The following is a 26,391-nucleotide window of genomic DNA, read 5'->3' as shown; positions in this document are numbered from 1 at the left end:
CACATGAACTTCGAACACACCGACGACCGCCGCATGCTCGCCGACACGCTCGTCCGCGCGCTGCGGGACGGCTATCCGATCGATACGCGCAATGCGGGCGCCTATAGCGAGGCGGGGTACGATCCGGCGGTCTGGCAGCAGCTGACCGAACTCGGCATCGTCTCGGCGCTGTTCGACGAGGCGGCCGGCGGCTTCGGCGGCAGCGGGTTCGACATCATGGTGGTGTTCGAGGCACTTGGCCGTGCGCTGGTGGTCGAGCCGTTTCTCGGCGCGCTGATGGCGGGGCGTGCGCTGGCGGCGGGCGGCGGGCATGATGAAACGCTGGCCGGGATCGTGTCCGGCGAGACGATCGCCGCGTTTGCACATGAGGATGGCGCGACGCCGGTAACCGCGACGAAGAGCGGCGATGGCTGGACGCTGAGCGGGACCAAGGCGGTCGTTCCGCAGGCGGGCGCGGCGTCGGTGTTCGTGGTGACGGTCGAGCAGGACGGTGGTCCGCTCGTGTTTCTCGTGCCTGCCGACACGACCGGCGTTTCGGTACGGAGCTACAACGTCGTCGAGGGTGGCGGCGCTGGTGACGTGACGTTTGAGAACGTGACGCTGGGGGCGAACGCGCGCGTCGGCGGTGACGGGCAGGGGCAGGCGATCGTCGACGCGGCGGTCGGTGCGGGCCTTCTCGCGCTGTCGGCCGAAGCGGTCGGGGCGATGGAGTTCGTCAAGGAAGCCACGCTCGGCTACCTCCGCGACCGGAAGCAGTTCGGCGTGCCGATCGGCAAGTTCCAGGCGCTCCAGCACCGCATGGCGACGGTGTTGCTCGAGATCGAGCAGGCGCAGTCGGCGGTGATCAACGCAGCGTCGGCGTTCGACGGCGACGATGCGAAGGCGCGCGAGCGGGCATTGGCCGCGGCGAAATACACGATCGGGCGGACCGGCGCGCTGGTCGCGGAGGAGTCGATCCAGCTTCATGGCGGTATCGGTATGACGTGGGAATATGCGGTGTCGCATTACGCCAAGCGCTTGGTGATGATCGACCACCAGCTCGGCGACGAGGACTTTCACCTGCAGCGGTATATCGCGTTGGGATAAGACTGGTGTGGAGCCGCTAAGCTCGCTTGCGCAGCATGCGTCATCCCCGCCTGCGCGGGGATGACTATATTGTGCGTTCGTTAGAGTGCTGAGTGCTCACCCTCCGCCACCGTACGATCCGCCAGATTCCGTTCCGCCACTTCGCGCTCGATTGTCGTCCGCGACCGGATCATCGGCCGCAGCCGCACGCCAAGGCAGATCACCGTCGGCCACAGCAACGTGTTGACGATATCGAGCGAGGTATCCTCCCACCGCCACGAGCCGAAGTTCAGCCGGTCCATGATCTCGTTGAACGCTTCGCCGGCCGCGACCACCCACCACGGGATGAACGTCCCGAACGACCGTCGCGTCACCAGCCGCGCGAGCATCAGCAGCGCCATGCCGGCATGAATATGCAGGATCGTGTCGGGCAGGCCGGTGCCGTCGCCGATCGAATCGATCATCTGGTGATAGAGTGTGGGAATCAACGCGGTACTCCGGGCAAACGGGGCTCGTTGCGGGGCGGGCTATACGGGGCTCATCCGGGGGCCGCAATCGAGGTCGGCGACACACCCAGCATCAGTGGCTTCAGCTCGCCGACCGTTGCGTCCAGCCACGCGATGAACCGGTCGATCCGTGCGATCCGGCGGACGTCACGGTGAACCACGAGCCAGAACGAGCGTTGAATATCGACGGCGTCCGGCAGCACGCGGACCAGCCCCGGTACGCGGTCGCCGATGAAACAGGGCAGTATCCCGCAGCCCGCCCCTGCCGCGATCAGTTCGGCCTGCGCGACGATGCTCGAGCTGCGGATCGAGGCATCGAGGCGCCCGTCGATCTCGGCCAGATAGCGGAGTTCGGGGGCATAGATCATGTCGGGAACATAGCCGATCAGCCGGTGCCGCATGAGGTCCGCAGTGGTCGCGATCGGTCCCGTCCGCGCGAGATGATCGGGATGCGCGTAGAGGCCAAGGTGATAGTCGGTGAGCTTCCGAGCCACCAGTGGGCCGCTCTTCGGCCGCGCGAGCATTACCGCGATATCCGCTTCGCGTCGCGACGGGTTGAGGAAGCCGGTCGAGGCGATCAGGTCGATGGCGATCCGCGGATGCTGGTTGGTGAACGACGGAAGGCGTGGCGCGAGGATACGGCTGCCGAACCCTTCCGAGACGCTCAGCCGGATCGGTCCCGCGAGCACGCCGGCATCATTGCCGACCACTTCCTGGATACCGAGCGCGGACGCCTCCATCGTCTCGGCGTGGTCGAGCAAAGCTGCGCCGCGTTCGGTCAGCGCGTATCCGGCCACGGTCTGCTCGAACAAGGTCGTCTGGAGTCGCCGTTCGAGGCGTTGCAGCCTCCGCGAGACCGTCGTCGCGTCCTGGCCGAGCAATTTTGCAGCAGGCCCAAGCCGGTGTGTACGCGCTAACGTAAGAAAATACCGGACGTCGTCCCAATCCATGAACGCCTTACCTCAAGCTGCATATTTGCAGAGCGAATCTGCAAACAGCCCCACTTGGCTGCGAAACGCTTATGCCCGACGGTGTGGATAACTAGAAGAGGATGCCATGCGGACCATCGAGAATTTCGTGAGCGGTGCGGCGAGCAAAGCGGAGCGCTTCGGCGACGTGTTCGACCCGAATTCGGGCGAGGTGCAGGCGCGGGTCCGGCTGTCGGGCGCGACCGATCTGGACCGCGCCGTCGCGGCCGCGCAGAAGGCTCAGCCCGCCTGGGCGGCGACCAATCCGCAGCGTCGCGCCCGCGTCATGTTCGAGTTCAAGCGGCTGGTCGAGGCGAACATGGACGAACTCGCGCGGCTGCTCTCGTCCGAGCACGGCAAGGTGATCGCGGATTCAAAGGGCGATATCCAGCGCGGGCTCGAAGTCATCGAGTTCTGTTGCGGCATCCCGCACATCCTCAAGGGCGAATACACCCAGGGCGCAGGGCCGGGGATCGACGTCTATTCGATGCGCCAGCCGCTCGGCATCGGCGCAGGCATCACGCCGTTCAACTTCCCGGCGATGATCCCGCTGTGGATGAGCGGAGTCGCGATCGCCACCGGCAACGCGTTCATCCTCAAGCCGTCCGAGCGCGATCCTTCGGTGCCGGTGCGCCTTGGCGAATTGTTCGTCGAGGCGGGGTTGCCCGAGGGCATCTTCCAGGTCGTTCACGGCGACAAGGAAATGGTCGACGCGATCCTCGATCATCCGGCGATCAGCGCGGTGAGTTTCGTCGGCTCGTCCGACATCGCGCATTACGTGTACCGTCGCGGCGTCGAGGCGGGCAAGCGAGTCCAGGCGATGGGCGGCGCGAAGAACCACGGCATCGTCATGCCCGACGCGGACCTCGACCAGGTCGTCGCCGACCTGTCGGGTGCGGCGTTCGGCTCGGCGGGCGAGCGCTGCATGGCGCTGCCGGTGGTGGTGCCGGTCGGCGAGAAGACCGCGATTGCGTTGCGCGAGAAGCTGATCCCGGCGATCGCGGCGCTGCGCGTCGGCGTGTCGACCGACAACGACGCGCATTATGGCCCGGTTGTGAATGCTGCGCATCGCACGCGGATCGAGAACTGGATCCAGACCGGTGTCGACGAGGGCGCGGAACTGGTCGTCGATGGTCGTGGATTTTCGCTCCAGGGGCACGAGAAGGGCTTCTTTATCGGGCCGTCGCTGTTCGATCACGTGACGACGGAGATGTCGGCGTACAAGGAGGAGATCTTCGGACCCGTCCTCCAGATCGTCCGCGCCGCGGACTTCGAGGAAGCGGTGCGGCTGCCGAGCGAGCATCAATACGGCAATGGCGTCGCGATCTTCACGCGCAACGGTCACGCGGCGCGCGAGTTCGCGGCGCGAGTCAATGTGGGCATGGTGGGTATCAACGTGCCGATCCCGGTGCCGGTCGCGTATCATACGTTCGGCGGGTGGAAGCGTTCGGCGTTCGGCGACACCAACCAGCACGGCATGGAGGGCGTGAAGTTCTGGACCAAGGTCAAGACGATCACGCAGCGCTGGCCGGACGGGTCGGCCCTGCCGGCTATGGCCGAGGATGGCGGTCCGGCGCGGAATAACGACGCGTTCGTCATTCCGACGATGGGGTGATGCGGCTCGCGTCGGTTGCCTTCGTCGTTCGCGACTATGACGAAGCCATCCGGTATTTCGTCGATATGCTCGGCTTCGTGCTGGTCGAGGACAGTGATCTCGGCGGCGGCAAGCGCTGGGTGCACGTTGCCGCGCCGGGTGGTGGCGCCGCTCTGCTGCTTGCCCGGGCAGTTGGCGATGAGCAGGTCGGGGCAATCGGCAAGGCGGCAGGCGGACGCGTCGCGTTCTTTCTCGAGGTCGACGATTTTCGAGCGACCTACGATGCGATGCGCGCGCGCGGCGTTACTTTCCAAGAGGCGCCGCGGCGGGAAACCTATGGTTGGGTGGCGGTGTTCTCGGATCTATATGGCAACCGATGGGACCTGATCGAGACGAGCGCATGAGCGCGCAGATACTGACCTTCACGTGCGAGGATCGCGTCGGGATCGTCGCCGCGGTCACAGGTGAACTCGCGGCGGCGGGCGGGTTCATTCTCGACAGCCAGCAATATGCCGATCTGGAAACCGGGCGGTTCTTCATGCGCGTTGTGTTCAGCGCGGCCCAGGACGGCGAGGCGGATTTGCGCGCGCGGCTCGGCACGGTCGGCGAGACGTTTGCGCTCGACTGGTCGCTGGTCGCTGCGGATGCCCGGCCGCGCGTGCTGATCGCGGTGTCGACCACGTCGCATTGCCTCAACGATCTGCTGCATCGTTGGTCGACCGGTGCACTGCCGATCGAGCCAATCGGCGTGGTGTCGAACCACGAGATTTTGCGCGGGCTGACCGAATGGCACGGACTGCCGTTCCACCATCTGCCGGTCGATACGGGCAACCGGGCGGCGCAGGAGACGGCGTTGCTCGACCTGTTCGAGACGAGCGGCGCCGATCTGCTGGTGCTCGCGCGCTATATGCAGGTGCTGAGCGCGGATCTGGTCGAGCTACTGGCCGGGCGCTGCATCAACATCCACCATAGTTTCCTGCCGAGCTTCAAGGGCGCCAGGCCGTATCACCAGGCGCATGCGCGCGGGGTGAAACTGATCGGCGCCACCGCGCATTTCGTGACCAGCGATCTCGACGAGGGTCCGATCATCGAGCAGGCGGCCGAGCGCGTCGATCACCGCGCTACCGTGCATGATCTGATCGCGATCGGCCGGGACAGCGAGGCGCAGGTGCTCGCGCGGGCGGTGGGATGGATCGCCGAGCGGCGCGTGTTGTTGAACGGCAAGCGTACCGTGGTGTTTCGCTAAACGAGAGGAATGGATTGGACAGCCGAACGGCGCCGCTCGCTGAAGGACAGATGATGAACCAGTTCGACCTTACCGACGACCAGCGCGAGATCCAGGAGCTGGCGCGCCGCTTCACCGCAGACCGGATCACGCCGGAGGCGGCTGAGTGGGACGAGAAGCACATTTTCCCGCGCGATACGATCAAGGCGGCGGCAGAACTCGGCTTTGCAGCGATCTATGTCAGCGAGGAGAGCGGCGGGATCGCGCTCGGGCGGTTGGAAGCCGCGCTGATCATGGAGGCGATGTCGTACGGGTGTCCCTCGACGTCGGCGTTTATTAGCATCCATAATATGGCGGCATGGATGATCGACCGGTTCGGGTCGGCCGTGGTGAAGGACAAGTACCTCCCTGACCTGGTGACGATGGACCGGCTGGCGAGCTATTGCCTGACCGAGCCGGGCTCTGGGTCGGACGCGGCTGCTCTGAAGACGCGCGCAGTGCGTGATGGCGACGACTGGGTCGTGACGGGCTCGAAGCAGTTCATCTCGGGTGCGGGCGAGAACGAGGTATACGTGACGATGGTCCGCACTGGGGAGGAGGGGCCCAAGGGCATCTCGTGCCTGGTGATCGAGAAGGACATGCCGGGGGTGTCGTTTGGCGCGAACGAGAAGAAGCTCGGCTGGCACTCGCAGCCGACGCGACAGGTGATCTTCGACGGAGTCCGCGTGCCGGCCGCAAACATGGTCGGCGGCGAGGGCGAGGGCTTCCGGATCGCGATGATGGGGCTCGATGGCGGGCGGTTGAACATCGGCGCGTGTTCGCTTGGCGGGGCGCAGCGGTGCCTCGACGAGGCGATCGCGTATACGAAGGACCGCAAGCAGTTCGGCAAGGCGATCGCCGATTTCCAGAACACGCAGTTCATGCTGGCGGACATGGCGACCGAATTGGAGGCGGCGCGCGCGCTGCTGTATATCGCCGCGGCCAAGGTGACTGCGAACGCGCCCGACAAGACCAAGTTTGCGGCGATGGCGAAGCGGCTGGCGACGGACACGGGGTCTTCGGTGGTCGATCGCGCGTTGCAGCTGCATGGCGGGTACGGGTATCTGCAGGACTATCCGATCGAACGCTTCTGGCGCGATCTGCGCGTGCATTCGATCCTCGAGGGGACGAACCAGGTGATGCGGATGATCGTCGGTCGCGAACTGACGCGGCAGTGAGTCCGCGCAGCTTCAAGTCTTTCTTCTGCTCCGCGCCTCTGCGCCTCTGCGCGAAAAAGTTTCTTGTTCGCGCAGAGGCGCAGAGGCGCGGAGATGATGTTCGGGAGGTGAACGCGTGACCGATGATCTGATCGTCGAGAGTGAAGGGCCTGTCGGCCGGATTCGGTTGAACCGCCCGAAGGCGCTGCACGCGTTGAACCTAGCGATGTGCGAAGGCGTGCTTGAGGCGCTGGAAGCGTGGCGTGGCGACGCGGCGGTCGAGGCGATCGTGGTCGATCATGCCGAGGGGCGCGGGTTCTGTGCTGGCGGGGATATCCGCATGCTTGCCGCGTCCGGCGCGACCGATGGCGTCGAGGCGCGGGCGTTTTTTCATGCCGAGTATCGGATGAACCACCGGCTGTTCACCTATGCCAAGCCGATCGTCGCGTTCATGGACGGGATCACGATGGGCGGTGGCGTCGGGCTGGCCTTGCCGTGCCGGTATCGGGTCGCGACGGAGAACACCAAGTTTGCGATGCCGGAGACGGGGATCGGGCTGTTCCCGGACGTCGGCGGCGGCTGGTATCTGTCGCAATTGCCGGGGCGGATCGGGCAGTATCTCGCGTTGACCGGGCATCGGCTCGACGGGGCGGAGTGTTTGGCGCTGGGGCTCGCTACGCATTATTTGTCGAGTGACGCGGTGGAGACAGCCAAGACGCGGATCGGCAAGACGCCGCAGGATATTGCGGCGGTGCTTGATGCGCTGGCTACATCGGCGCCCGAGGCGAAGATACTCGCGCGGAAGGACGACATCGACCGACTGTTCGCGTCGGACGTGCTGGAGGAAATCTACGCTGCGCTCGACGCGGATGGTGGAGAATGGGCTGTGCAGACGCTCGCGACGCTCAAGACCAAGTCGCCGCAGACGATGAAGGTGTCGCTGCGGTTGCTCCACGAGGGCGCTGCGATGGCAAGTTTCGCGGACGAGATGCGGCAGGAATATGCGGTCGGTGCGCATGTCGTGCAGCGGCATGACTTTATCGAGGGCGTGCGCGCGGTGATTGTCGACAAGGACAATGCGCCGAAATGGGAACCGGCGACGCCCGAGGCTGTGACCGATCATGTGATCGATCAGATCTTCGCGCCTTTGCCGGAGCATGAGGCGTGGACGCCGGGCTGAACAGAAAACACGTCGCCCCAGCGGAAGCTGGGGTCTCCCGGTAATGATGAGACCCCAGCTTTCGCTGGGGTGACGAAATTGGAAGGGTTTGGAATGGCCGAATACGAAACGATCCTCGTCGAGCAGCGCGGCGGCGTCACGCTCGTCACGCTGAACCGGCCCCAGGCGCTGAACGCGCTCAATTCGCAGGTGCTCGCCGACCTGATCGCTGCGTTTGCGGCGTTCGATGCGGATGCTTCCCAGGGCTGCGCGGTGCTGACGGGCTCGGCCAAGGCGTTCGCGGCGGGGGCGGATATCAAGGAGATGCAGTCGCAGGGCTTTGCCGAGATGTACGCGAGCAACTTCTTCGCGGGCTGGGAGCATTTCACGCGGACGCGGAAACCCGTGATCGCGGCGGTGGCGGGCTATGCGCTCGGCGGCGGTTGCGAGTTGGCGATGATGTGCGACTTTATCCTCGCGGCCGATACCGCCAAGTTCGGCCAGCCCGAGATCAAGCTGGCCGTGTCCCCCGGCATGGGCGGATCACAACGCCTCACGCGCGCAGTCGGCAAGGCCAAGGCGATGGAGATGTGCCTGACCGGACGGATGATGGATGCCGAGGAAGCCGAGCGCGCGGGCCTCGTGTCGCGGATCGTGCCGGCGGACGATCTGGTCGAGGAGGCGGTGAAGACCGCCGCGACGATCGCGGCGATGGCGCCGCTGGCGGTGCTGGCGAACAAGGAAATGGTCAACGCGGCCTTCGAGACGGGCCTGACGATGGGCGTCCAGTTCGAGCGGCGGCTGTTCCACGGGCTGTTCGGGACTGAGGACCAGAGCGAAGGCATGGCCGCGTTTGTCGAGAAGCGGCCGGGTAGCTGGACGGGGAAATGACGAATTCCCCTCCCGCTTGCGGGAGGGGTCAGGGGAGGGGAGTGCCCCGATTGCCGACACTGTGATTGCGGCGCKGSSCTCCCCCAACCCCTCCCGTGAACGGGAGGGGAGCAAAGATTAGGAGAGAGAACATGGCACGGATCGGATTCATCGGGCTTGGCAACATGGGCGGCGGGATGGCGGCGAACCTCGCCAAGAAGGGCCATGACGTCCGCGCGTTCGATCTGAGTTCCGACGCTCTGGACAAGGCGAAGGCCGCGGGATGCCTGCCGGTCGCTTCTGCGCGGGAAGCCGCGGATGGCGCCGAGGCGATCGTGACGATGCTCCCGGCGGGCAAGCACGTCGCTGAGGTGTACGACACGCTGTTCGGCGTCGCGTCGCCCTCCGCGATCCTAATCGATTGCTCGACGATCGACGTCGCCACCGCCAAGCAGGTCGCCGCGGCGGCACAGGCGAAAGGCCTCGTCGCAGTCGATGCGCCCGTCTCTGGCGGGATCGGTGCGGCCAATGCGGGCACGCTGACCTTCATGGTCGGGGGTTCGGCCGAGGCGTTCGATCGGGCGCAGGCTATCCTCGCCGACATGGGCAAGGCCGTCATCCATGCCGGCACAAACGGCGCGGGGCAGGCGGCGAAGATCTGCAACAACATGATTCTCGGCGCGACGATGGTCGCGACCTGCGAGGCGTTCGTGCTGGCGGAGAAGCTGGGGCTCGATGCGCAGGCGTTCTACGATATCGCTAGTGTGTCGTCGGGGCAGAGCTGGTCGATGACGACGTACGCGCCGCTGCCCGGGATTGGTCCCGATACGCCCGCCGATCACGATTATCAGGGCGGCTTCGCGGCGGCGCTGATGCTCAAGGACCTGCGGCTGGCGATGGCGGCGGCGCAGGATGTCAGCGCGGATACGCCGATGGGCGCGAAGGCCGCCGAGCGCTACGAGGCGTTCGCCGACGCCGGGCAGGGCGGCCTCGACTTCTCGGCGATCATCCGCACGTTACGGGACTGAGCCTCAGAGGAAGCAGATCAGCATCAGCAACAGTCCGAGGATCGACGCCATCCAGCACAGGCTGCGGACATATTTAATGCCGAACAGATAGAGCGGGATGTAGGCGATCCGCGCACCGAACCAGAGCCATGCACCTATCGCCCCCAACCCGCCGGTGCGATCGGTCACCGCCAGCCCGAGAGCGAGCGCGACGAACACCGGATAGGTTTCCTGGAAGTTCTTGAGCGCACGTTCGGCGCGACCGGCCATTTCGCCGAGCGGTTTCTGCTCGCCGTCGCGTGAGCCTGCGTTCCAGTCGAGCCCGCGATCACGCGTCGCGGTCTGGCCCTGGATCATGATGTACGTGAACAGCAGGACCGTCGACCAGCCGAGCAGCAGCAATTCGGTAGGCAAATGCGTCATGGTCGATCTCCGCAGGGGGCAGCGGATATCGAACGCCGCTATGTCGGCGAGGTTGCGCCGTGTTGGACCTGACTGGCAAGCTGGCGTGCATCGCGGGCGCGGTGGAACGCGCGGTCGGCGTCGTCGATCGCGCCGAGAAGGCTACCGAAACACGGCACCTCGTCGATCGGATAGACACGCGACAGGTCGTGTCCGAGCGCGAAAACGTCGCGCTGCGTGAGCAACCCGATCGCGACGATGCGGTCTTGATCAGGCATATGTCAGGCTCCGTTGGTGTAACACACGTTAACACGTCGCAGCCGCTATGTATCAGTAATATAGGATAAAGAGGCCAAGCGAGCCTTAGCCGAGCCCAAGTCGCTCGCGCGCCTGCCAACGGGCAATCATCAGCACGGATACCACCGCCAGTCCGGTCGCGAGCCCGGTCCAGATGCCGACCCCGCCCCAGCCGCGTCCGAATGCGAGCCACGCGCCGACGCCGATGCCGATGCCCCAATAGCCGACCGCCGCGTAGATCATCGGCACCTTGGTATCGCCCAGCCCGCGCAACATGCCTGCGCCGATCACCTGCGCGCCGTCGACCACCTGGAACACCGCGGCGACCGCGAGCAGCGAGATCGCGAGGGCGACGACCGGTGCATTGGCGGGCGCGTCGACGTCGAGGATGATGCCGATCAGCAGTTGCGGCGCGAGGATCAGCAGCGCGGCGGTCAGTACCATGAAGCCCTCGCCAATCGCGAACGCCGCCCAGCCGGCGCGACCGATCCCCGCGCGATCGCCGCGGCCCGAGGCGAGTCCGACGCGGACGGTGGCAGCTTGGGCGATGCCGAGCGGAACCATGAAGGTGACGCTGGCGATCTGGATCGCGATCGCATGCGCTGCAAGTGGCACGGTGCCGAGCAGTCCCATCAGGAACACCGCGGCGATGAACACGGTGGACTCGAACCCGAGCGTGATCGCGATCGGCAGGCCGAGTGTCCACACCGCGCGGTATCGCGGCCAGTCGCTGCGCCAGAACCGGCCGAGCAGGCGATAGCGGCGGAACGGCCTGGCGCAGACGATCACGGCGGCCATCGCGACGAAGCTGAGGCCGTTGGCGATGCTGCTCGCGGTGCCGGATCCGAGCAGACCGAGGGCTGGCAATCCTGCGTGTCCGAAGATCAGCAGCCAGTTGAGCCCGGCGTTGACGATCAGCAGCCCGAGCATCACCACCAGCGACCAGCCCGGCCGCTCGAGCGCGGCGACGAATGCACGCAGCACGAGGAAGGCGAGGCTCGGGAGCATGCCCCACATCACTGCGCGCACGAATCGCGCCGCGTCGTGCGCTAGCAGCGGGTCTTGATCGAGCAGGTGCACGAGGATCGCCTCGGCATTCCAGAGGATGATCCAGGACGGGATGCAGAGCGTGGCGGCGACCCAGATCGTCTGGCGCACGGTCCGCCGAATATCGCGCACCGCATGCGGCCGGGCGCCGCGCTCGCGGGTGATCATCGGGACCGCGGCGGTCGTCAGGCCCATGCCAAAGACGAGGAACACGAGGTAGAGGTTGAGCCCCAACGTCGCCGCCGCCAGCGTATCCGGCCCGAGCCGGCCGAGCATCGCCACGTCGGTCGCGCCGACCAGCGCCTGGGCGAGGTTCGTCGCGACGAGCGGCCAGACGAGCTTCAGCGTGGCCGCGAATTCGGTGCGCCAGGGGTGGGGCGGGGTGGACGTCATGCGCCGGCTTTAGCCGGGTTCACGGCCAAGTCGATTATTCCGTTATCCTCCCCTGCGAGGGGAGGATCGAGGCAGGGGGACCTCGCTAGTTCATGGACGCTGGTTCACGGACGAACGATCGGATCTTCGATGCACGCGCCGCTCCCAAACTCCATCATCCCAGCGAAAGCTGGGAGATCATCATGGGGCGGGCGTCATCTGCCTCGTGGGATACCCCGGCTTTCGCTGGGGTGACGGTTGTTTCGGTCAACTGCATGGACACGGTCGACAGCGCCATTTCTAAGAGGGCCGCGGCCACCCCGGCATCTAGCGCATCAGCCCAGCGGCGCGGAGGGCGTTTTCGATCGTCGCCTGGATACCGGCAGGTGCTTCGGTACGCGGCTTCAGCGCGGGCTTCGTCGCCGCGGGGATGGCAATCTTGGCGACGCGCTCGACCGGCGAGGGCTTGGCTGCGGTCTCGGTCCTTGCAACCGGAACCAGGCCCCAGGACTTGGCGATCACCGTGCTCGAAATCCCGACATCGAGCATGAACGGCCCCGCCGCCCCCAGCCGCTGGCCACGCGACGGGTCGATCGGCGTGCCGTGGCCCATGCCTGGTACGGTCCAGTCCTCGACTACGTCGCGCCCTTCCGCGTCCGACCAGATCCGGTGGACGGCGGTGCCGACTCGCTCCGTGCGCACGGCTTTCGCATCGACGCCGTGGATGCCGCGCCACTGTCGCGCGATCGTGTCCGCATTCGCCACGCTCACCGTCGCGTCCGCACCGCCGTGCCAGATCGCGAGCGTCGGCCAGCGTCCGTCATGTCCGCGCGAGCCGCTGCGGACCGCGTCGGCCAGCGCGGTGTTGCTGGTATCGCCGTGCCCGCGCATCCGGTCGAGCGCCTGCGACACGCCGGTCGCGGTACCATAGGCTAGCCCACCGATCACCGCGCCGCCCGCGAACAGGTCCGGCCGGGTTGCCAGCATCGCCATCGTCATCGCGCCGCCTGCCGACAGCCCGGTGACGTATACGCGGCTGCGGTCGAGGCCGTGGCGGGCGATCATCGTCTCGGTCATCTGCGCGATCGATTCGGCCTCGCCGCCGGCCTGCGCGGTGTCCTCCGACGCGAACCAGTTGAAGCAGAGGTTGGGATTGTTCGCGCGCGTCTGTTCGGGAAACAGGAGCGCGAACCCGGCGCGATCGGCGAGCTGCGACCAGCCCGAGCCGTGGTCATAGCCCGCCGCGGTTTGCGTGCAGCCGTGCAGGACGACGACCAGCGGCGCGCCGGGTGGCAGGTCCTTGGGGACGTAGCTGTGCCCAAGCAGCGCGCCCGGATTGGTGCCGAACTCGATCAGCGGGGTAAGGCGGCTTGGCACGGTTTCGCGCGGAGTCGGGGCCCCGGCACGCGCCATGCGGGCGATGGTATCGGCGATGTTTCTCACGTGAATCGAGCCTTTCGTCGCCAGCGTACTCGGCCGCGATCTTATCTCAACGTCGCACGTACATCATTTGTTGCTGCAGTGCAGCAAGAACGTCAGGAGTCTTGTCCGAGCATGTCGCATGCGTCGCCGATCGCCGCGTAGATCCGGTCGAGATCGGTATCGTCGATGCAATAGGGCGGCATCACGTAGACGGTGTTGCCGAGCGGGCGGAGCAGCAGATCGCGCTCGCCGAAGAACGCGAGCAGGCGCGGACCGATCTGCGAGAGATAGCCGTCCTCGCCCTCTAGTTCGACGGCGGTGATGGTGCCAATCTGGCGGGGGTTGGCGATGCGGGGATGCTTGGCCAACGTCTCCAACCGCGTGCGCTGGCGTGCGGTGAGATCGGCGATCCGGTCGCGCACAGGTTCGTCGCGCCAGATCGCCAAGTTCGCATTGGCGGCGGCGCAGGCGATCGGGTTGGCGGTGTAGCTCGACGAGTGGAAGAACATGCGCGACCTGTCGGTGCCGTAATGCGCCTGGTAGATCGCCTCGGTCGCCATCGTCACTGCGAGCGGAATCGCCCCGCCGGTCAGCCCCTTCGACAGGCACAAGATGTCGGGCACCACGCCGGCCTGTTCGCAGGCGAGCAACGTGCCGGTGCGGCCCCAGCCGGTCATCACCTCGTCGGCGATGAACAGCACGCCGTGCGCGGCGCAAATCCGCCGCATCTCACCGAGGATGTGTGCTGGATAGATGTGCATCCCGCCCGCGCCCAGCAGCAGCGGCTCGACGATGAACGCGGCAGGGTGCGCGGCGCAGGCCTTCTCCAGCGCGTCGAGCGTCGCCTGTTCCTGCCCGGCGGCAGGGAAGGGGATCGTGCCGACGTCGAACAGCAGCGGTTCGTACGCCCGGTTGAACACGCCGCGTGCGCCGACCGACATCGCGCCGATCGTGTCGCCGTGATATCCATGCTCCAGCACGAGGATGCGGTGGCGGTCTTCGCCGCGATCGAGCCAATAGCCGAGCGCCATCTTCAGCGCGCACTCGACGCTGGTCGAGCCGGAGTCCGAGAAGAACACGCGGGTCAATTCGGGCGGCATGATCGCGGTCAGCCCGCGCGCGAGGTCCTCGGCGGGCTGGTGCGTCCAGCCGGCGAAGATGATCTGGTCGAGCTTGCCCGCCTGCTCGGCGATCGCCGCCATGATCTTCGGGTTGGCGTGGCCATGCGTCGTCACCCACCAGGACGAGATCGCATCGACGATCCGCCGCCCGTCCGCGGTATAGAGCGCCGCGCCCTCGGCATGCGTGACGAGCGGGATGGGCTCGCGCAGGCCGTGCTGCGTGAAGGGGTGCCAGACGGGGGAATTCACTGGAATGCCTCCAGGTCGAAGTTCGCGGCGAACGCCTCGGCCAGCGTCGCGGCGTTGAGCGGATCGAGGCGGGGCAGGCGGCCCAGGCGGCAGACCTTACCGAGTGCGGCGATCGTCGCCTCGCTATCCTCGACCGCGTCGCCGACGAAGGCGATGCCGAGGATCGGCACGCCGCGACTGCGCAACGCCTCGATCGACAACAGGCTATGGTTGATCGTGCCGAGGCCCGTGCGCGCGACGAGCACCACCGGCTTGCCCCAGCGCGCGAACAGGTCGGCGAAGATCAGGTCGCGTGTCACGGGCACCATCACGCCGCCCGCACCCTCGACCACCAGCGGGCCGTCGACTTGGGGCAGCGCGAGCCGGTCCGGATCGATCGTCAGGCGGTCGATCTCCGCGGCGAGATGCGGCGAGCACGGCGTCGTCAGGCGGTATGCCTCGGGCAGGACTCGGTCCGCGGGCACACCCAGGGTCACGACCGAAGCCGCGTCGCTGCCGTCCGCAAGCCCGGCCTGGACCGGCTTCCAGTAACGCGCGCCGAGCGCGGCGGTCAGGCCGGCGGCGAACACCGTCTTGCCGATATCCGTGTCCGTCCCGGTGACGATAATCGTCATTGCAGCGCCTCCTTCATGACCTCGCCCAGTGCCTCGATATCTGACGCGGTGGCGTTCAGCGTCAACGATATCCGCAACCGCGACGTCCCGTCGGGCACGGTCGGCGGCCGAATGCCGCGGACGTCGAACCCCGCCGCCTGGATCGCGCTCGCGACACGCATCGTCCGCGCCGCGTCGCCCAGCACCAGCGGCAGAATCTGCGACCCAGTCGCCATGACACCGTCCGGCGCCAGCACGCGCTCGGCCGTCGCGATCAGGCCCCACAGCTGGTCCCGCCGCGCGGGTTCGTCGGCCATGATCCGCAATGCTTCACCGACCGCCAGCGCCATCAGCGGCGACGGTGCGGTGGAAAAAATGAACCCGCGGCCGCGATTGACGATGAACGTGCGCATCACCGCGGGGCCACACAGGAGCGCGCCCTCGCAGCCGAGCGCCTTGCCGCAGGTCCGCAAGGTGATGACGTTCTCGTGCCCGTCGAGTCCTTCGGCGAGGCCACGGCCGTCGGTGCCGAACACCCCGGTCGCATGCGCCTCGTCGATCAACAGGATCGCGTCGTGGCGATCTGCGACGCGCGCGAGGTCGGCGAGCGGGGCCTGGTCGCCGTCCATGCTGTAGAGGCTCTCGACCGCGATCCACACGCGGCCCGTGCCGCCCGCCGCGCGCCAGTTGGCGATGGCATCCTCGAACGCATTCGCGTCGTTATGCGTCGCGCTCACGCAGGTCGCCCGGGTGAGGCGCATACCCTCGTGCGCGCTTGCATGGATCAGGGCGTCGTGGACGATCAGGTCGCCGCGCTGCGGCAGCGTCGCAAACAGGATCGTGTTCGCGACATAGCCGCTCGCGAAAAACAGCGCCGCCTCGGTCCCGAAGAAGCGTGCCGCATCGGCCTCCAGCGCCTCATGCTCGGGCGCGTTGCCCCGCAACAACCGCGAGCCGCCCGAGCCGACCGGCACGCCCCGCGCCAAAGCCTCGATCATTGCGCGGCGCAGACGGTCCGATCCGGCGAGTCCGAGATAGTCGTTCGAGGCGAAATCGACGCCCGTGCGCGGTCGGAGCGATCGATACCGGTCGGCGGCGGCCAGCGTGGCGAGGTCTCGTTCCTGGTCGGCAAACATCATCGCGCCGCCCTAACCGCAACGCGCCGCGAAGACGATCCCCGGGCGCAATCCACCGTTGCAAATCAGGCTCGCACAATCGCCCACGCCGAATTATCATACAAAAAACGGGAGAGTAGGATGTCAGGATTAACCCGCCGGTCGGTGCTGGGGCAGAGTGCGCTCGCATTGACGGTCGCCGCGACCCCGGCGTTCAGCGCGACCACGGCGATGCCCGTCGTTGCAGCGCCGCGACGTCGCGAACGCCTGGAGGAATGGCGGTTCCATCTGGGGCACGCCGCGGACGTCGATCGCGATTTCGGGTTCGGACGGAACCAGCGCACCTATGCGAAGGCCGGAGCGGGGACTGCCGATGCGGCGATACCGGGTTTCGACGACAGTGCGTGGCAACAGGTGCGTGTGCCGCACGACTGGGCGGTCGCGCTGCCCTTCGCGCCGCCAGCCACCCCCGCGCCGAAGGAAATCGAGGATGCGGTCGCGGCGCACGGCTTCAAGGCGATCGGGCGCGATCATCCGGCAAACAGCATCGGCTGGTATCGCTGCCCGATCGCGGTCGCCGCGGCGGATCGCGGGCGTCGGCTGTGGCTCGAATTCGACGGTGTGTTCCGCGATTGCCTGGTGTTCGTGAACGGCCATATCGTCGGCCGCAACGAGAGCGGCTATGCGCCGTTCCGCGTCGAGATCGACGACTTTCTCGACTATGACGGCGGCGGCAACGTCATCACGGTGCGCGTCGATGCGACGCTCGGCGAAGGTTGGTTCTACGAAGGCGCAGGCATTTACCGCCACGTCGACCTGATGCGCGCGGATTCGGTGCACGTCCCGCAATGGGAAACCGTCGTCCGCAGCGACGTGCAGGCCGATGGCGCGCAGGTCACGGTCTCGACCGAAATCTTCAACAGCGGCGATGCCAAGGTCGAGGGCGTGGTGCGGCAGCGCGTGATTGGTCCCGATGGGCGCGCGGCCGCGAGCTTGGCAGATACGCCGTTTGCGATAGCGGCCGGCGACCGCACCATGCTCGACGCCCGAACGCAGGTCGCGACGCCCGTCCTGTGGTCGATCGAGACACCTCGGCTCTATACCATAGAGGCAGAGATCGTCGTCGGCGGGCGCGTCGTCGACCGCTACGATACGCGGTTCGGCATCCGCACGATCCGTTTCGACGGCGCGCGCGGTTTCCTGCTCAACGGCAAGCCGGTGAAACTGCTCGGGACCTGCAATCACCAGGATCATGCGGGCGTCGGTACCGGCATCCCGGATGCGCTGCACGCGTGGCGGGTCGCGCAACTCAAGGACATGGGCTCGAACGCATGGCGCAGCGCGCACAACCCGCCCGCGTCCGCGCTGCTCGACGTGTGCGACGAGATGGGCATGATGATGATCGTCGAGGCGCGGCTCAACAGCAGCGACGACGAGGCGATGGCGCAGCTCGACCGGATCGTCCGCCGCGACCGCAACCGGCCGAGCGTGATCGCATGGTCGCTCGGCAACGAGGAGCCGCAACAGGGCTCGGCCAAGGGCGCGCGCGTCACGTCCGAGATGCAGGCGGCGGTGCGGAAGCTCGATCCGACCCGCCCGACGACGTTCGCGTTCGACAATAGCTGGGACAAGGGCGCGGCCAAGGTCGTCGACGTCGTCGGCTTCAACTACCGCACCGACAAGATCGAGGCGTTCCACCAGCAATTCCCCGAAATGCCGACGATGGGCACCGAAACCGGCAGCACCGTCAGTACGCGGGGCGCGTATGTGAACGATGCCGCGGCGCATGTGGTGCGCGCGTACGACACCGAGCATCCGTGGTGGGCGTCGACTGCGGAAGCCTGGTGGTCGATCGCGGCGACGCGACCGTATATCGCGGGCGGGTTCATCTGGACCGGCTTCGACTATCGCGGCGAGCCGACGCCGTTCGCGCAGTTCCCGAGTATCTCGAGCTATTTCGGCGTGCTCGACACGTGTGGCTTTCCGAAGGACAATTTTCATTATTATCGCGCGTGGTGGCGGCCCGACCTGCCGCAGGTTCACCTGCTGCCGCACTGGACGTGGCCGGGCCGCGAGGGCCAGCCGATCGAGGTCTGGGCACATGGCAATTGCGACGAGGTGGAGCTGCTGCTCAACGGGCGGTCGCTCGGGCGCAAACCGATGCCGCGCAACGGGCATCTTGCCTGGAGCGTGCCCTATGCGCCGGGCAGGATCGAAGCGCGTGGGCTGAACAAGGGGCGGCGGGTGGCGTCGTCGGTGCGCGAGACCGCGGGCGTGGCGGCGGCGGTGCGGCTGACTGCGGACCGCCGCGTGGTGAAGGCGGACGGCAGCGACGTGGTCATGCTGCGTGCGGAGATCGTCGATGCGCGGGGCCGGCCGGTGCCCGACGCGGATACGCTGCTGCGGTTCGAAACGAGCGGCGGCGCGGCGGTGATCGGTGTCGGCAACGGCAATCCGACCAGCCTCGAAGCGGATGTCGCAAGCCAGCGGCGGGCGTTCCACGGGCTTGCGCAGGCGATCGTGCGGGTCGGGTCGCAACCCGGGCCGGTCGAGATTTCGGTGTCGGGCGAGGGGCTCAGGTCCGCGTCGCTGCGTATCATGGCGGTGCGGTGATGCGGCGCGCTTTGCTCGCGTTCGCCCTGCTCGCGTCGACCGCCACCGCGCAGCCGCTCGCCCCCAAGCCGGCCGGCGGGGTCTATCTCGGTGCCGACCTGTCCTACGTCAACGAGATGGAGGATTGCGGCGCGGTCTATCGCTCGAAGGGCAAGCCGGTCGATCCGTTCGTCCTGATGAAGGCGAAGGGGGGAAATATCGTCCGCGTCCGGATCTGGAACGACGCGAAATGGACGAAATACAGCGATCTCGCCGACGTCACCAAGACGATCCGGCGCGCGAAGGCGGCGGGCATGCAGGTGCTGCTCGACTTTCATTACTCCGACGATTGGGCGGACGGCGAGAAGCAGATCCCGCCTGCGGCTTGGGCGAAGCTCGACACCGGGGGGCAGGCGAAGGCGCTGTATGCGTATACGCGCGACGTGCTGGGGAAGCTCGATGCGGACGGCCTGATGCCGGAGATGGTGCAGGTCGGGAACGAGACGAACCCGGAGCTGATGGGCGGCGTAAAGGATCGCAAGATCGACTGGACGCGTAATGCGACGTTGCTCAACGCCGGGATCAAGGCGGTGCGCGATGCGGGGAAGGGTGCGAAGATCAATCCGCGGATCATGCTGCACATCGCCCAGCCCGAGCATGTCGCGGCGTGGTTCGACGATGCGGCGGAGGCTGGCGTGCGCGATTTCGACGTGATCGGCATCAGCTATTACCGGAAATGGTCGACGCGGACGCCGATCCAGTTGGGCGAGACGATCGCGCTGGCGAAGGCGCGGTACAAGGCGGACGTGATCGTGGTCGAGACTGCGTATCCGTTCAGCCCGGTCGGGGAGGATGCGTCGCCCGATCTGCTGGGCGCGGATTCGCTGCTGCCGGGCTATCCTGCGACGCCGCAGGGGCAGCTGAAATATCTGGTCGACCTGACGCAGACGGTGGTCGATGCGGGCGGGATCGGCGTGGTGTATTGGGAGCCGGGCTGGGTCTCGACCGGGTGCGGGACGCGGTGGGGAACGGGCTCGAACTGGGAGAATGCGGCGTGGTTCGGGCTGGGGCGGCACGAGGCGCTGCCCGCGTTCGATTTTCTTGGGCGGCGGTATGTGAAGCGGGGAAAGTAGAGGGGACAGCCCACCCGTCCCGTTCCTCCTGAGTAGCGGTCGAGTAGTCGCCGAAGGCGGCGTATCGAGACGGCGTATCGAAGGACAGGTTGGTGCGCGGAACCTGTACCTCGATACGCGCCCTCGATACGCCCAAGTGGGCTACTCGGTCGCTACTCGGCACGAACGGAAAGGGAGAGCGAACTCCGGGGAAAATACGAACGGAAGCGCGTTACTCGCCCTTCAACGCCGCGATGAAGCCGGCCGCGCGGGCGCCGACGTCCGCTGCGGTCATGCCGGGTGCGTACAGGGCCGAGCCGAGGCCGAAACCGGCCGCGCCCGCCTTGCGCCATTCCGCCATGATCTCGGGCACGACGCCGCCGACCGGCAGCACGCGCGTGTCCTTGGGCAGCACCGCGCGCATCGCCTTCAGCACAGCCGGACTCGCGGCTTCGGCCGGGAACAGCTTCAACGCGGCTGCGCCTGCCTCGAGCGCGGCGAAGGCCTCCGTTGGCGTGGCGATGCCGGGGAGGGCGACATAGCCGCGTTCCGCTGCCGCCGCGATCACGCGCACGTTCGCATTGGGGGCGATAATCAGCGTCCCGCCGGCTGCGCCGACTGCCTCGACGTCCTCGACGCGCAACACCGTCCCCGCACCGACGACTGCGCGGCCCTTGAGCGAGCGCGCCAGCCGGGCGATGCTGTCGAGCGGGTCGGGCGAGTTCATCGGCACTTCGAGGATCGTGAAGCCTGCCTCGACCAGTGCTTCGCCGATTGCCTCGACCTCGTCGGGCTTCACGCCGCGCAGGATCGCGATCAGCGGGCATTTCGCGAAGGCGTTGTCGAAGGCTTGGCGATGGGTCGTGTCGGGAGTCATGCAGCGAGATCCTGGATGCGGGTGATGCCGGCCACGAACGCGGCCTGGCTGTCGATATGGTGCGAGGCGCCGCCGAGCGCATCGATCGCGCTGGCATAAAGTGCGCCAAGCGCCGGGTCGGCGAGGATGTGGACGGTTGCGCCGGGCGTGATCCGCGCGGCGGTATCAGCACCGATCAACAGGCCGCTCGCGAACGAGGCTGCGTGCGCGTCGTCGGCCAGCCCGAGCACGCCGCGCGCCCTGATGGCGAACAGGCTGGCGGCGAGATCACGCTTCGCTCCCTCGGCGACGCCTTCGAGGAATGCGGCGCCCGGCTTGACCGGATGGCCGAGTTGGCGCGAAAGGACGCCGTGCGCGCGGAGCAGGGCGAAGAGTTCGCCGGTCATCGCGGTGGTGAATTGCGTGATCCTGCCGCCCTCGACGGTCGCCCATTTGCAGTGCGTGCCGGGCTGGCAGAGCAGTGCGTCCGCGGGGACGAGCCCTGCCGCAACCGCGCCCAGCAACTGGACCTCCTCACCGCGCATCACGTCCGCGTGAAGTCCGTCGCGGTACGACAACCCCGGTACGATCGCCGTGCGGTCGTCGATCCGGTCGAGCGCGGCGGCGACTTCGGTCAATCCTGCGGGTGCTGCGACATAGGGCACGCTACGCCAGCCGATGTTCGAGCCGACCATCCCCGCGAGCAGCATCGGCAGGTCGCCGAGCCGGTCGCGAATGCTCGCGACTTCGGCCTCATACTCGCCTGCCGCGACGTTTGCCGCGCCGCGATCGTCCCGCTCGGTCGCAACGACGTGGCCGTTCTCGATCCGGAACGCACGGCGGTTGGTCGTGCCCCAGTCGACTGCGATGAATGCGCCCATGCTCACCACCATGTCGCATACAGCGCGACGAGGATCATCACCACGCCGACCGACGCGATATTGAATCCGCGCGTCGTCGTATAGTCGACGTCGCGGGTGACGATCCGGTTCGCCGCGCTCGACTGCGGGCGGACCAGCGAGGCAATCACCGCCAGCACCAGCGCGATCACGAACGCGATCAGCATCCGGTTCATGAACGGAATTTCCGGCGCGGCGTATTTGAGCAGCAGCGAGATCGCGAACGACGCGACCGCGGCGATCAACGCGCCAGCCTCGGTCGCACGCTTCCAGAACAGCCCTAGCATGAAGATCACGACGATTCCCGGCGTGAAGAACCCGGTATATTCCTGGATATACTGAAACGCCTGGTCTGACTTGCCGAGCAAAGGCCGCGCGGTGATCATCGCCAGCACGATCGCGACGGCGGCGGCGATGCGGCCGACCTTGACGAGGTTACGCTCGACCGCGGGATCGGCGACCTTCGTCGAACCATCTTCGGCGATCGAGGTCGCACCGCGGCGCTTGGCGTAGAGATCGAGCGTGAAGATCGTCGCGATCGAGTTGATCTTCGATGCGGTCGACGCGACGATCGCGGCGATCAGCGCTGCAAAGACCAGCCCGAGAAGGCCGGGGGGCAGCAGGCGCATCATCGTCGGATAGGCCTGGTCCGGCTTGGCGAGATCGGGCGCGAGGATCACTGCGGCGATGCCCGGCAGGACGATGACCAGCGGCATCAGCAGCTTCAGGAAGGCGGCGAACACGATGCCCTTCTGCGCTTCGCCGAGCGACTTGGCGGCGAGCGCGCGCTGGATGATATACTGGTTGAAACCCCAATAGCTCAGGTTCGCGATCCACATGCCGCCGACCAGCACCGAGATGCCCGGCAGATCCTTGTAGAACGCATTGTCCTTCGACAGGATCATGTGGAAATGGCCCGGCGCCTGGGTAACCAGTCTGTCGAAGCCGCCGAGCATGCCTGCGTCGCCGCCGAGTTCGCTCAGTGCGAGGCCGGAAACGATCAGCCCGCCGACGACCAGCAGAGTCACCTGGACGATATCGGTCAGCGCGACCGCCTTCAGGCCGCCCTTCAACTGGTAGAGCAACGCGAACAGGCCTAGGCCGATCAGCGCGAAATCCTGGTTGATCCCGGCGACCTGGTTGACCGCGATCGAGCCGAGCCAGATGATCGAGGTGAGGTTCACGAACACGTACAGGCCGAGCCAGAACACTGCCATCAGCGTGCGGATCGACGGGCCGTAGCGCTGTTCCAGGAACTGCGGCATCGTGTAGATCTCGTTGCGCAGGAAGATCGGCAGGAAGAATTTGCCGACGATCAGCAGCGTCAGCGCCGCCATCCATTCGTACGAGGCGATCGCGAGGCCGATCGCATAGCCCGACCCGGCCATGCCGACGATCTGCTCGGCGGAGATGTTGGCGGCGATCAGCGAGGCGCCGATCGCCCACCACGGCAGCGATTTGGACGCGAGGAAATAGTCGGAACTGTCCTTGGCCTTGCCGCCCTTGTCGCGCGACACCCATTGCGCGAGGCCGAATATGCCGATCGCGTAGACGATGACGACGATCAGATCGATGCCGGACAGGCTCATGGACGTTCCTCTTCCACCCGGTTCCCGTCGATTACAGGCCAGATACTCGACATTTATACGACAAATATCGAAAGTCTAGCGTAACGCTTGGACGCGTGACACGGTGACGGTGTTGCGCCAGAACCTGCGGAAATGGCGACCGATATGACAGACAGCGAAATTCCTCCCGCAGCCGCCGTGCTCGGGCGCAACCTGACGCACGGCATGCTCGATACGCTGGGGCGCGCGATCGTGACCGGGCGGTATGAGAGCCGGCCGTTCCCGACCGAAGCGGAGATCGCCAAGACGCACGGCGTCAGTCGGTCGGTCACGCGCGAGGCGGTCAAGATGCTGACCGCCAAGGGCCTGGTCAGCGCGCGGCCGCGGCAGGGGACGGTGGTGCAGCCGGCGAGTGCGTGGAACCTGTTCGATACCGACGTGCTGCGCTGGACGCTGGAGCGGAAGTTCTCGGTCGAGCTGTTGCGGCATTTCAATCAGTTGCGCGTAGGGATCGAGCCCGAGGCGGCGGCGCTGGCGGCGCGGTTCGGCGATGCGGCCGACCTGCTGGCGATCCGCAGCGGGCTGGAGCAGATGGAGGCGGGCGAAGCCGGGCTGACCGATCCGCTCGAGGCGGACATCGCGTTCCACGTCGCGATCCTGCGCGCGTCGAAGAACCCGTTCTACGCGCAGTTCCAGTCGGTGGTGTCGACTGCGCTGCGCACCTCGATCCGCTTTACCAACAAGATCAAGGGCCGGTCCGCGAACGTGGCCGATCACGCGGCGGTGGCGGACGCGATCATCGCGCGGGACCCCGAGGGGGCAAAGGTGGCGATGACGCGGATCATCGGCGACGTGCTGACGCTGATCGGGGAGGAATAGGGGGCGAATTGTAATCCTCCCCCGCTAGGGGGAGGTGGCGCCGAGGGCGACGGAGGGGGAGGACACGGAACAGCGGTTCTCTCTACCGCCCCCTCCGTCTGGCAAAAGCCAGCCATCTCCCCCTGGCGGGGGGGGATCGAAGGACGCCACCCCCCGGCGAAGGCCGGGATCCAGTTGGGTGCCGCCAATGACGGCGGGTGTCCTTTTCTACCAAGCTTGTTTCCCCGCGAAGGCGGGGATCCAGACTGGGCTCCCGCCTTCGCGGGAGAACAAGGAAAGGTGTGTACCGTCAGATTACGGACTCGCCCTTGTGCGGAAGAAATATGCACCGAACACGTCCAACGTAACGGACGCGGGACTGCCCCCTCAGTGGCTATCGCGCGGCAGGCCCTTTTCGGCGATACGCTGGTACTTCACCGCGCTTTCGATCACCGCGCCGCCGTCGAACTGGCCGACGATGTTGCGGTGGATTTCCTGCCACGGGGTCTGCGATACCGGGAAGAAATACCCGTCGGCATCCACCGCCGCGCGCCGTCGCGCGAGTTCGGCATCATCGACCAGCATGTCGGCGCGGTTGGCCCGCAGGTCGATGCGGATGCGGTCGCCGGTCTGGAGCAAGGCAAGGTTGCCGCCCGCCGCCGCCTCGGGCGAGGCGTTGAGGATCGACGGACTGCCGCTCGTCCCCGACTGGCGCCCGTCACCAAGGCATGGGAGAGCGTGAATGCCCGCGCGGATCAAGGCGGCGGGCGGGCGCATGTTCACCACTTCCGCGCCGCCCGGATAACCGATCGGGCCGGTGCCGCGCATCACCAGGATGCAGGTTTCGTCGATGCCGAGCGCGGGGTCGTCGATCCGCTTGTGATAATCCTCCGGGCCATCGAACACGACCGCAGTCGCCTCGAACGCCTCGGGATCGTCGGGATTGCTGAGGTACATCTCGCGGAACTGGTCCGAGACGACGCTCAATTTCATCACTGCGGCGTCGAACATGTTGCCGCGCAGCACGGTGAGCCCCGCATTGGCGAGCAAGGGCGCGTCGAGCAGGCGGATGACGTCGACGTCGCGCGTCGTCTGGCCGCCGATATTCTCCTCGACCGTCTTGCCGTTCACGGTCAGCGCGGAACCGTCGATCATGCCCTTCGCCAACAACTGCCCCATCACCGCGGGAACGCCGCCCGCGCGGTAGAAGTCCTCGCCGAGATATTCGCCGGCGGGCTGCAAATTGACGATGAACGGCACGTCCGCGCCGTGATTCTCCCAGTCCTCCAGCGTCAGTTCGACGCCGACATGACGCGCGATGGCGTTGAGGTGGATCGGCGCGTTGGTCGATCCGCCGATCGCCGAATTGACGCGGATCGCGTTGAGGAATGCCTGGCGCGTGAGCACATCCGAGGGACGGCGGTTGGCGGCGACCATCTCGACGATCCGGCGGCCCGTCTCCCACGAGCATTCCTGGCGATCGCGGTGCGGCGCGGGGATCGCCGCCGAGCCGGGCAGCGACATGCCGAGCGCCTCGCACAACGAGTTCATCGTCGTCGCGGTACCCATCGTGTTGCAGAAGCCGGTCGACGGCGCCGACGACGCGACCAGCGCGATGAAGCCCTTATAGTCGATCTCGCCCGCCGCGAGCAGCTCGCGCGCCTTCCACACGATCGTGCCCGAGCCGGTGCGCTGGCCGTTGTAATTGCCGTTGAGCATCGGCCCCACGGAGAGCGCGATCGCGGGGATATTGACGGTCGCGGCGGCCATCAGGCAGGCCGGTGTCGTCTTGTCGCAGCCGATCGTCAGCACGACGCCGTCGATCGGGTAACCGTGCAGCACCTCGACCAGGCTCAGATAGGCGAGGTTGCGGTCGAGCCCGGCGGTCGGACGCTTGCCGGTTTCCTGGATCGGATGGATCGGGAATTCGATCGGGATGCCGCCCGCGTCGCGGATGCCGTCGCGGACGCGCTGCGCCAGCACGAGGTGATGGCGGTTGCATGGCGCGAGGTCGCTGCCGGTTTGCGCGATGCCGATGATCGGCCGGTCCGACTGGAGTTCCTCGAGGCTGAGCCCGTAGTTGAGGTAGCGTTCGATATAGAGTGCGGTCATGTCCGGATTGCTGGGATCGTCGAACCACGCACGCGACCGCAATCTGCCCTGACCGTGGCTGGCCGAGCCGTTGTCGATCTTGTCCGTCATGTCGTCGTCTCCGAAGTCCGGCATATCAAGGGCTTGAGTCGAAAGACTAGTGCCGCCGCCTATTCGCCCCGTTGATAGCGGGCGCGCCGCACGTTA

24 protein-coding genes are annotated in these 26,391 nt (G+C 66.7%); 11 read left to right on the top strand and 13 right to left on the bottom strand.

From position 1 onward, the window contains the following. The first annotated feature begins 3 nt into the window (after positions 1 to 3). Positions 4 to 1,086, top strand: a complete 1,083-nt coding sequence (locus tag VH567_RS13930; protein WP_423326859.1) for an acyl-CoA dehydrogenase family protein — start codon at positions 4 to 6, stop codon at positions 1,084 to 1,086. 80 nt (positions 1,087 to 1,166) lie between these two features. On the opposite strand, the gene VH567_RS13925 is transcribed toward VH567_RS13930, so the two are convergent. Then, the gene (locus tag VH567_RS13925) at positions 1,167 to 1,553 is read right to left on the bottom strand and encodes a hypothetical protein (RefSeq protein WP_423326858.1); all 387 of its coding nucleotides are present in this window, start codon (positions 1,551 to 1,553) and stop codon (positions 1,167 to 1,169) included. Between the two features lie 50 nt (positions 1,554 to 1,603). After that, on the bottom strand, positions 1,604 to 2,521 hold the full coding sequence (locus VH567_RS13920) for a LysR family transcriptional regulator (RefSeq protein ID WP_423326857.1): 918 nt from the start codon (positions 2,519 to 2,521) through the stop codon (positions 1,604 to 1,606). 106 nt (positions 2,522 to 2,627) lie between these two features. On the opposite strand from VH567_RS13920, the gene VH567_RS13915 reads away from it, so the two are divergent. The 7 genes from VH567_RS13915 to mmsB all read left to right on the top strand — a co-directional run bounded on the left by VH567_RS13915 (position 2,628) and on the right by mmsB (position 9,611). Beyond that, positions 2,628 to 4,154 carry a CoA-acylating methylmalonate-semialdehyde dehydrogenase gene (locus VH567_RS13915; protein WP_423326856.1) on the top strand — a complete coding sequence of 509 codons (1,527 nt, stop codon included), beginning with the start codon at positions 2,628 to 2,630 and terminating at the stop codon, positions 4,152 to 4,154. Further along, positions 4,154 to 4,537, top strand: coding sequence for a VOC family protein (locus VH567_RS13910; protein ID WP_423326855.1), 384 nt, complete (start codon positions 4,154 to 4,156; stop codon positions 4,535 to 4,537). The genes VH567_RS13915 and VH567_RS13910 overlap by 1 nt, the downstream gene beginning before the upstream one ends. Then, positions 4,534 to 5,379: a formyltetrahydrofolate deformylase gene (purU, locus tag VH567_RS13905; RefSeq protein ID WP_423326854.1), complete on the top strand. Its 846-nt coding sequence runs from the start codon at positions 4,534 to 4,536 to the stop codon at positions 5,377 to 5,379. The genes VH567_RS13910 and purU overlap by 4 nt, the downstream gene beginning before the upstream one ends. A 50-nt stretch (positions 5,380 to 5,429) precedes the next feature. Continuing rightward, positions 5,430 to 6,575: an acyl-CoA dehydrogenase family protein gene (locus tag VH567_RS13900; protein WP_423326942.1), complete on the top strand. Its 1,146-nt coding sequence runs from the start codon at positions 5,430 to 5,432 to the stop codon at positions 6,573 to 6,575. 115 nt (positions 6,576 to 6,690) lie between these two features. Next, positions 6,691 to 7,734 (top strand): enoyl-CoA hydratase/isomerase family protein, encoded by a 1,044-nt coding sequence (locus VH567_RS13895; RefSeq protein WP_423326853.1) that lies wholly within the window; start codon positions 6,691 to 6,693, stop codon positions 7,732 to 7,734. Between the two features lie 93 nt (positions 7,735 to 7,827). Next, a complete protein-coding gene (locus tag VH567_RS13890) occupies positions 7,828 to 8,604 on the top strand; it encodes an enoyl-CoA hydratase (protein WP_423326852.1) in 777 nt (258 codons plus the stop codon). A 131-nt stretch (positions 8,605 to 8,735) separates the two neighbouring features. After that, complete coding sequence (gene mmsB / locus VH567_RS13885) at positions 8,736 to 9,611, top strand: 3-hydroxyisobutyrate dehydrogenase (protein ID WP_423326851.1); 876 nt, start codon at positions 8,736 to 8,738, stop codon at positions 9,609 to 9,611. Positions 9,612 to 9,614: 3 nt separating this feature from the next. Here the strand turns inward: mmsB and VH567_RS13880 are convergent, their stop codons facing one another. The 7 genes from VH567_RS13880 to VH567_RS13850 form a co-directional block, all read right to left on the bottom strand. Next, a complete protein-coding gene (locus VH567_RS13880) occupies positions 9,615 to 10,013 on the bottom strand; it encodes an MAPEG family protein (protein WP_423326850.1) in 399 nt (132 codons plus the stop codon). Between the two features lie 38 nt (positions 10,014 to 10,051). Next, complete coding sequence (locus tag VH567_RS13875; protein ID WP_423326849.1) at positions 10,052 to 10,270, bottom strand: hypothetical protein; 219 nt, start codon at positions 10,268 to 10,270, stop codon at positions 10,052 to 10,054. Between the two features lie 85 nt (positions 10,271 to 10,355). Next, entirely contained in the window at positions 10,356 to 11,729 is a 1,374-nt protein-coding gene (locus tag VH567_RS13870) for an MATE family efflux transporter (RefSeq protein ID WP_423326848.1), read from the bottom strand. A 306-nt stretch (positions 11,730 to 12,035) separates the two neighbouring features. Beyond that, entirely contained in the window at positions 12,036 to 13,151 is a 1,116-nt protein-coding gene (locus tag VH567_RS13865; protein WP_423326847.1) for an alpha/beta hydrolase family esterase, read from the bottom strand. Positions 13,152 to 13,243: 92 nt separating this feature from the next. Then, positions 13,244 to 14,500, bottom strand: a complete 1,257-nt coding sequence (locus VH567_RS13860) for an adenosylmethionine--8-amino-7-oxononanoate transaminase (RefSeq protein ID WP_423326846.1) — start codon at positions 14,498 to 14,500, stop codon at positions 13,244 to 13,246. Then, positions 14,497 to 15,114, bottom strand: a complete 618-nt coding sequence (gene bioD, locus VH567_RS13855; RefSeq protein ID WP_423326845.1) for a dethiobiotin synthase — start codon at positions 15,112 to 15,114, stop codon at positions 14,497 to 14,499. The genes VH567_RS13860 and bioD overlap by 4 nt, the downstream gene beginning before the upstream one ends. Continuing rightward, positions 15,111 to 16,232: an 8-amino-7-oxononanoate synthase gene (locus VH567_RS13850; protein ID WP_423326844.1), complete on the bottom strand. Its 1,122-nt coding sequence runs from the start codon at positions 16,230 to 16,232 to the stop codon at positions 15,111 to 15,113. Before VH567_RS13850 ends, bioD begins: the two co-directional genes overlap by 4 nt. A 117-nt stretch (positions 16,233 to 16,349) precedes the next feature. On the opposite strand from VH567_RS13850, the gene galA reads away from it, so the two are divergent. Both galA and VH567_RS13840 read left to right on the top strand, forming a co-directional pair. After that, positions 16,350 to 18,821 (top strand): beta-galactosidase GalA, encoded by a 2,472-nt coding sequence (galA, locus tag VH567_RS13845; RefSeq protein WP_423326843.1) that lies wholly within the window; start codon positions 16,350 to 16,352, stop codon positions 18,819 to 18,821. Continuing rightward, complete coding sequence (locus VH567_RS13840) at positions 18,821 to 19,933, top strand: glycoside hydrolase family 53 protein (protein WP_423326842.1); 1,113 nt, start codon at positions 18,821 to 18,823, stop codon at positions 19,931 to 19,933. Before galA ends, VH567_RS13840 begins: the two co-directional genes overlap by 1 nt. A gap of 211 nt (positions 19,934 to 20,144) precedes the next feature. Here the strand turns inward: VH567_RS13840 and VH567_RS13835 are convergent, their stop codons facing one another. From VH567_RS13835 to VH567_RS13825, 3 genes are read right to left on the bottom strand one after another with little or no spacing between them, the layout of a single operon-like run. Beyond that, positions 20,145 to 20,789: a 2-dehydro-3-deoxy-6-phosphogalactonate aldolase gene (locus VH567_RS13835; protein ID WP_423326841.1), complete on the bottom strand. Its 645-nt coding sequence runs from the start codon at positions 20,787 to 20,789 to the stop codon at positions 20,145 to 20,147. Next, positions 20,786 to 21,649 (bottom strand): 2-dehydro-3-deoxygalactonokinase, encoded by an 864-nt coding sequence (locus VH567_RS13830; protein ID WP_423326840.1) that lies wholly within the window; start codon positions 21,647 to 21,649, stop codon positions 20,786 to 20,788. The genes VH567_RS13835 and VH567_RS13830 overlap by 4 nt, the downstream gene beginning before the upstream one ends. A gap of 2 nt (positions 21,650 to 21,651) precedes the next feature. Beyond that, positions 21,652 to 23,256 carry a sodium/sugar symporter gene (locus VH567_RS13825; protein ID WP_423326839.1) on the bottom strand — a complete coding sequence of 535 codons (1,605 nt, stop codon included), beginning with the start codon at positions 23,254 to 23,256 and terminating at the stop codon, positions 21,652 to 21,654. 144 nt (positions 23,257 to 23,400) lie between these two features. On the opposite strand from VH567_RS13825, the gene VH567_RS13820 reads away from it, so the two are divergent. Beyond that, a complete protein-coding gene (locus tag VH567_RS13820) occupies positions 23,401 to 24,114 on the top strand; it encodes a FadR/GntR family transcriptional regulator (RefSeq protein WP_423326838.1) in 714 nt (237 codons plus the stop codon). 366 nt (positions 24,115 to 24,480) lie between these two features. Here the strand turns inward: VH567_RS13820 and VH567_RS13815 are convergent, their stop codons facing one another. Beyond that, positions 24,481 to 26,295 carry an IlvD/Edd family dehydratase gene (locus VH567_RS13815; RefSeq protein ID WP_423326837.1) on the bottom strand — a complete coding sequence of 605 codons (1,815 nt, stop codon included), beginning with the start codon at positions 26,293 to 26,295 and terminating at the stop codon, positions 24,481 to 24,483. Positions 26,296 to 26,391 lie beyond the last annotated feature (96 nt).

The organism is Sphingomonas sp. 4RDLI-65 (genome assembly GCF_049472435.1).
Classification (GTDB): domain Bacteria; phylum Pseudomonadota; class Alphaproteobacteria; order Sphingomonadales; family Sphingomonadaceae; genus Sphingomonas.
This window is presented reverse-complemented; position numbering and strand designations above follow the sequence as displayed.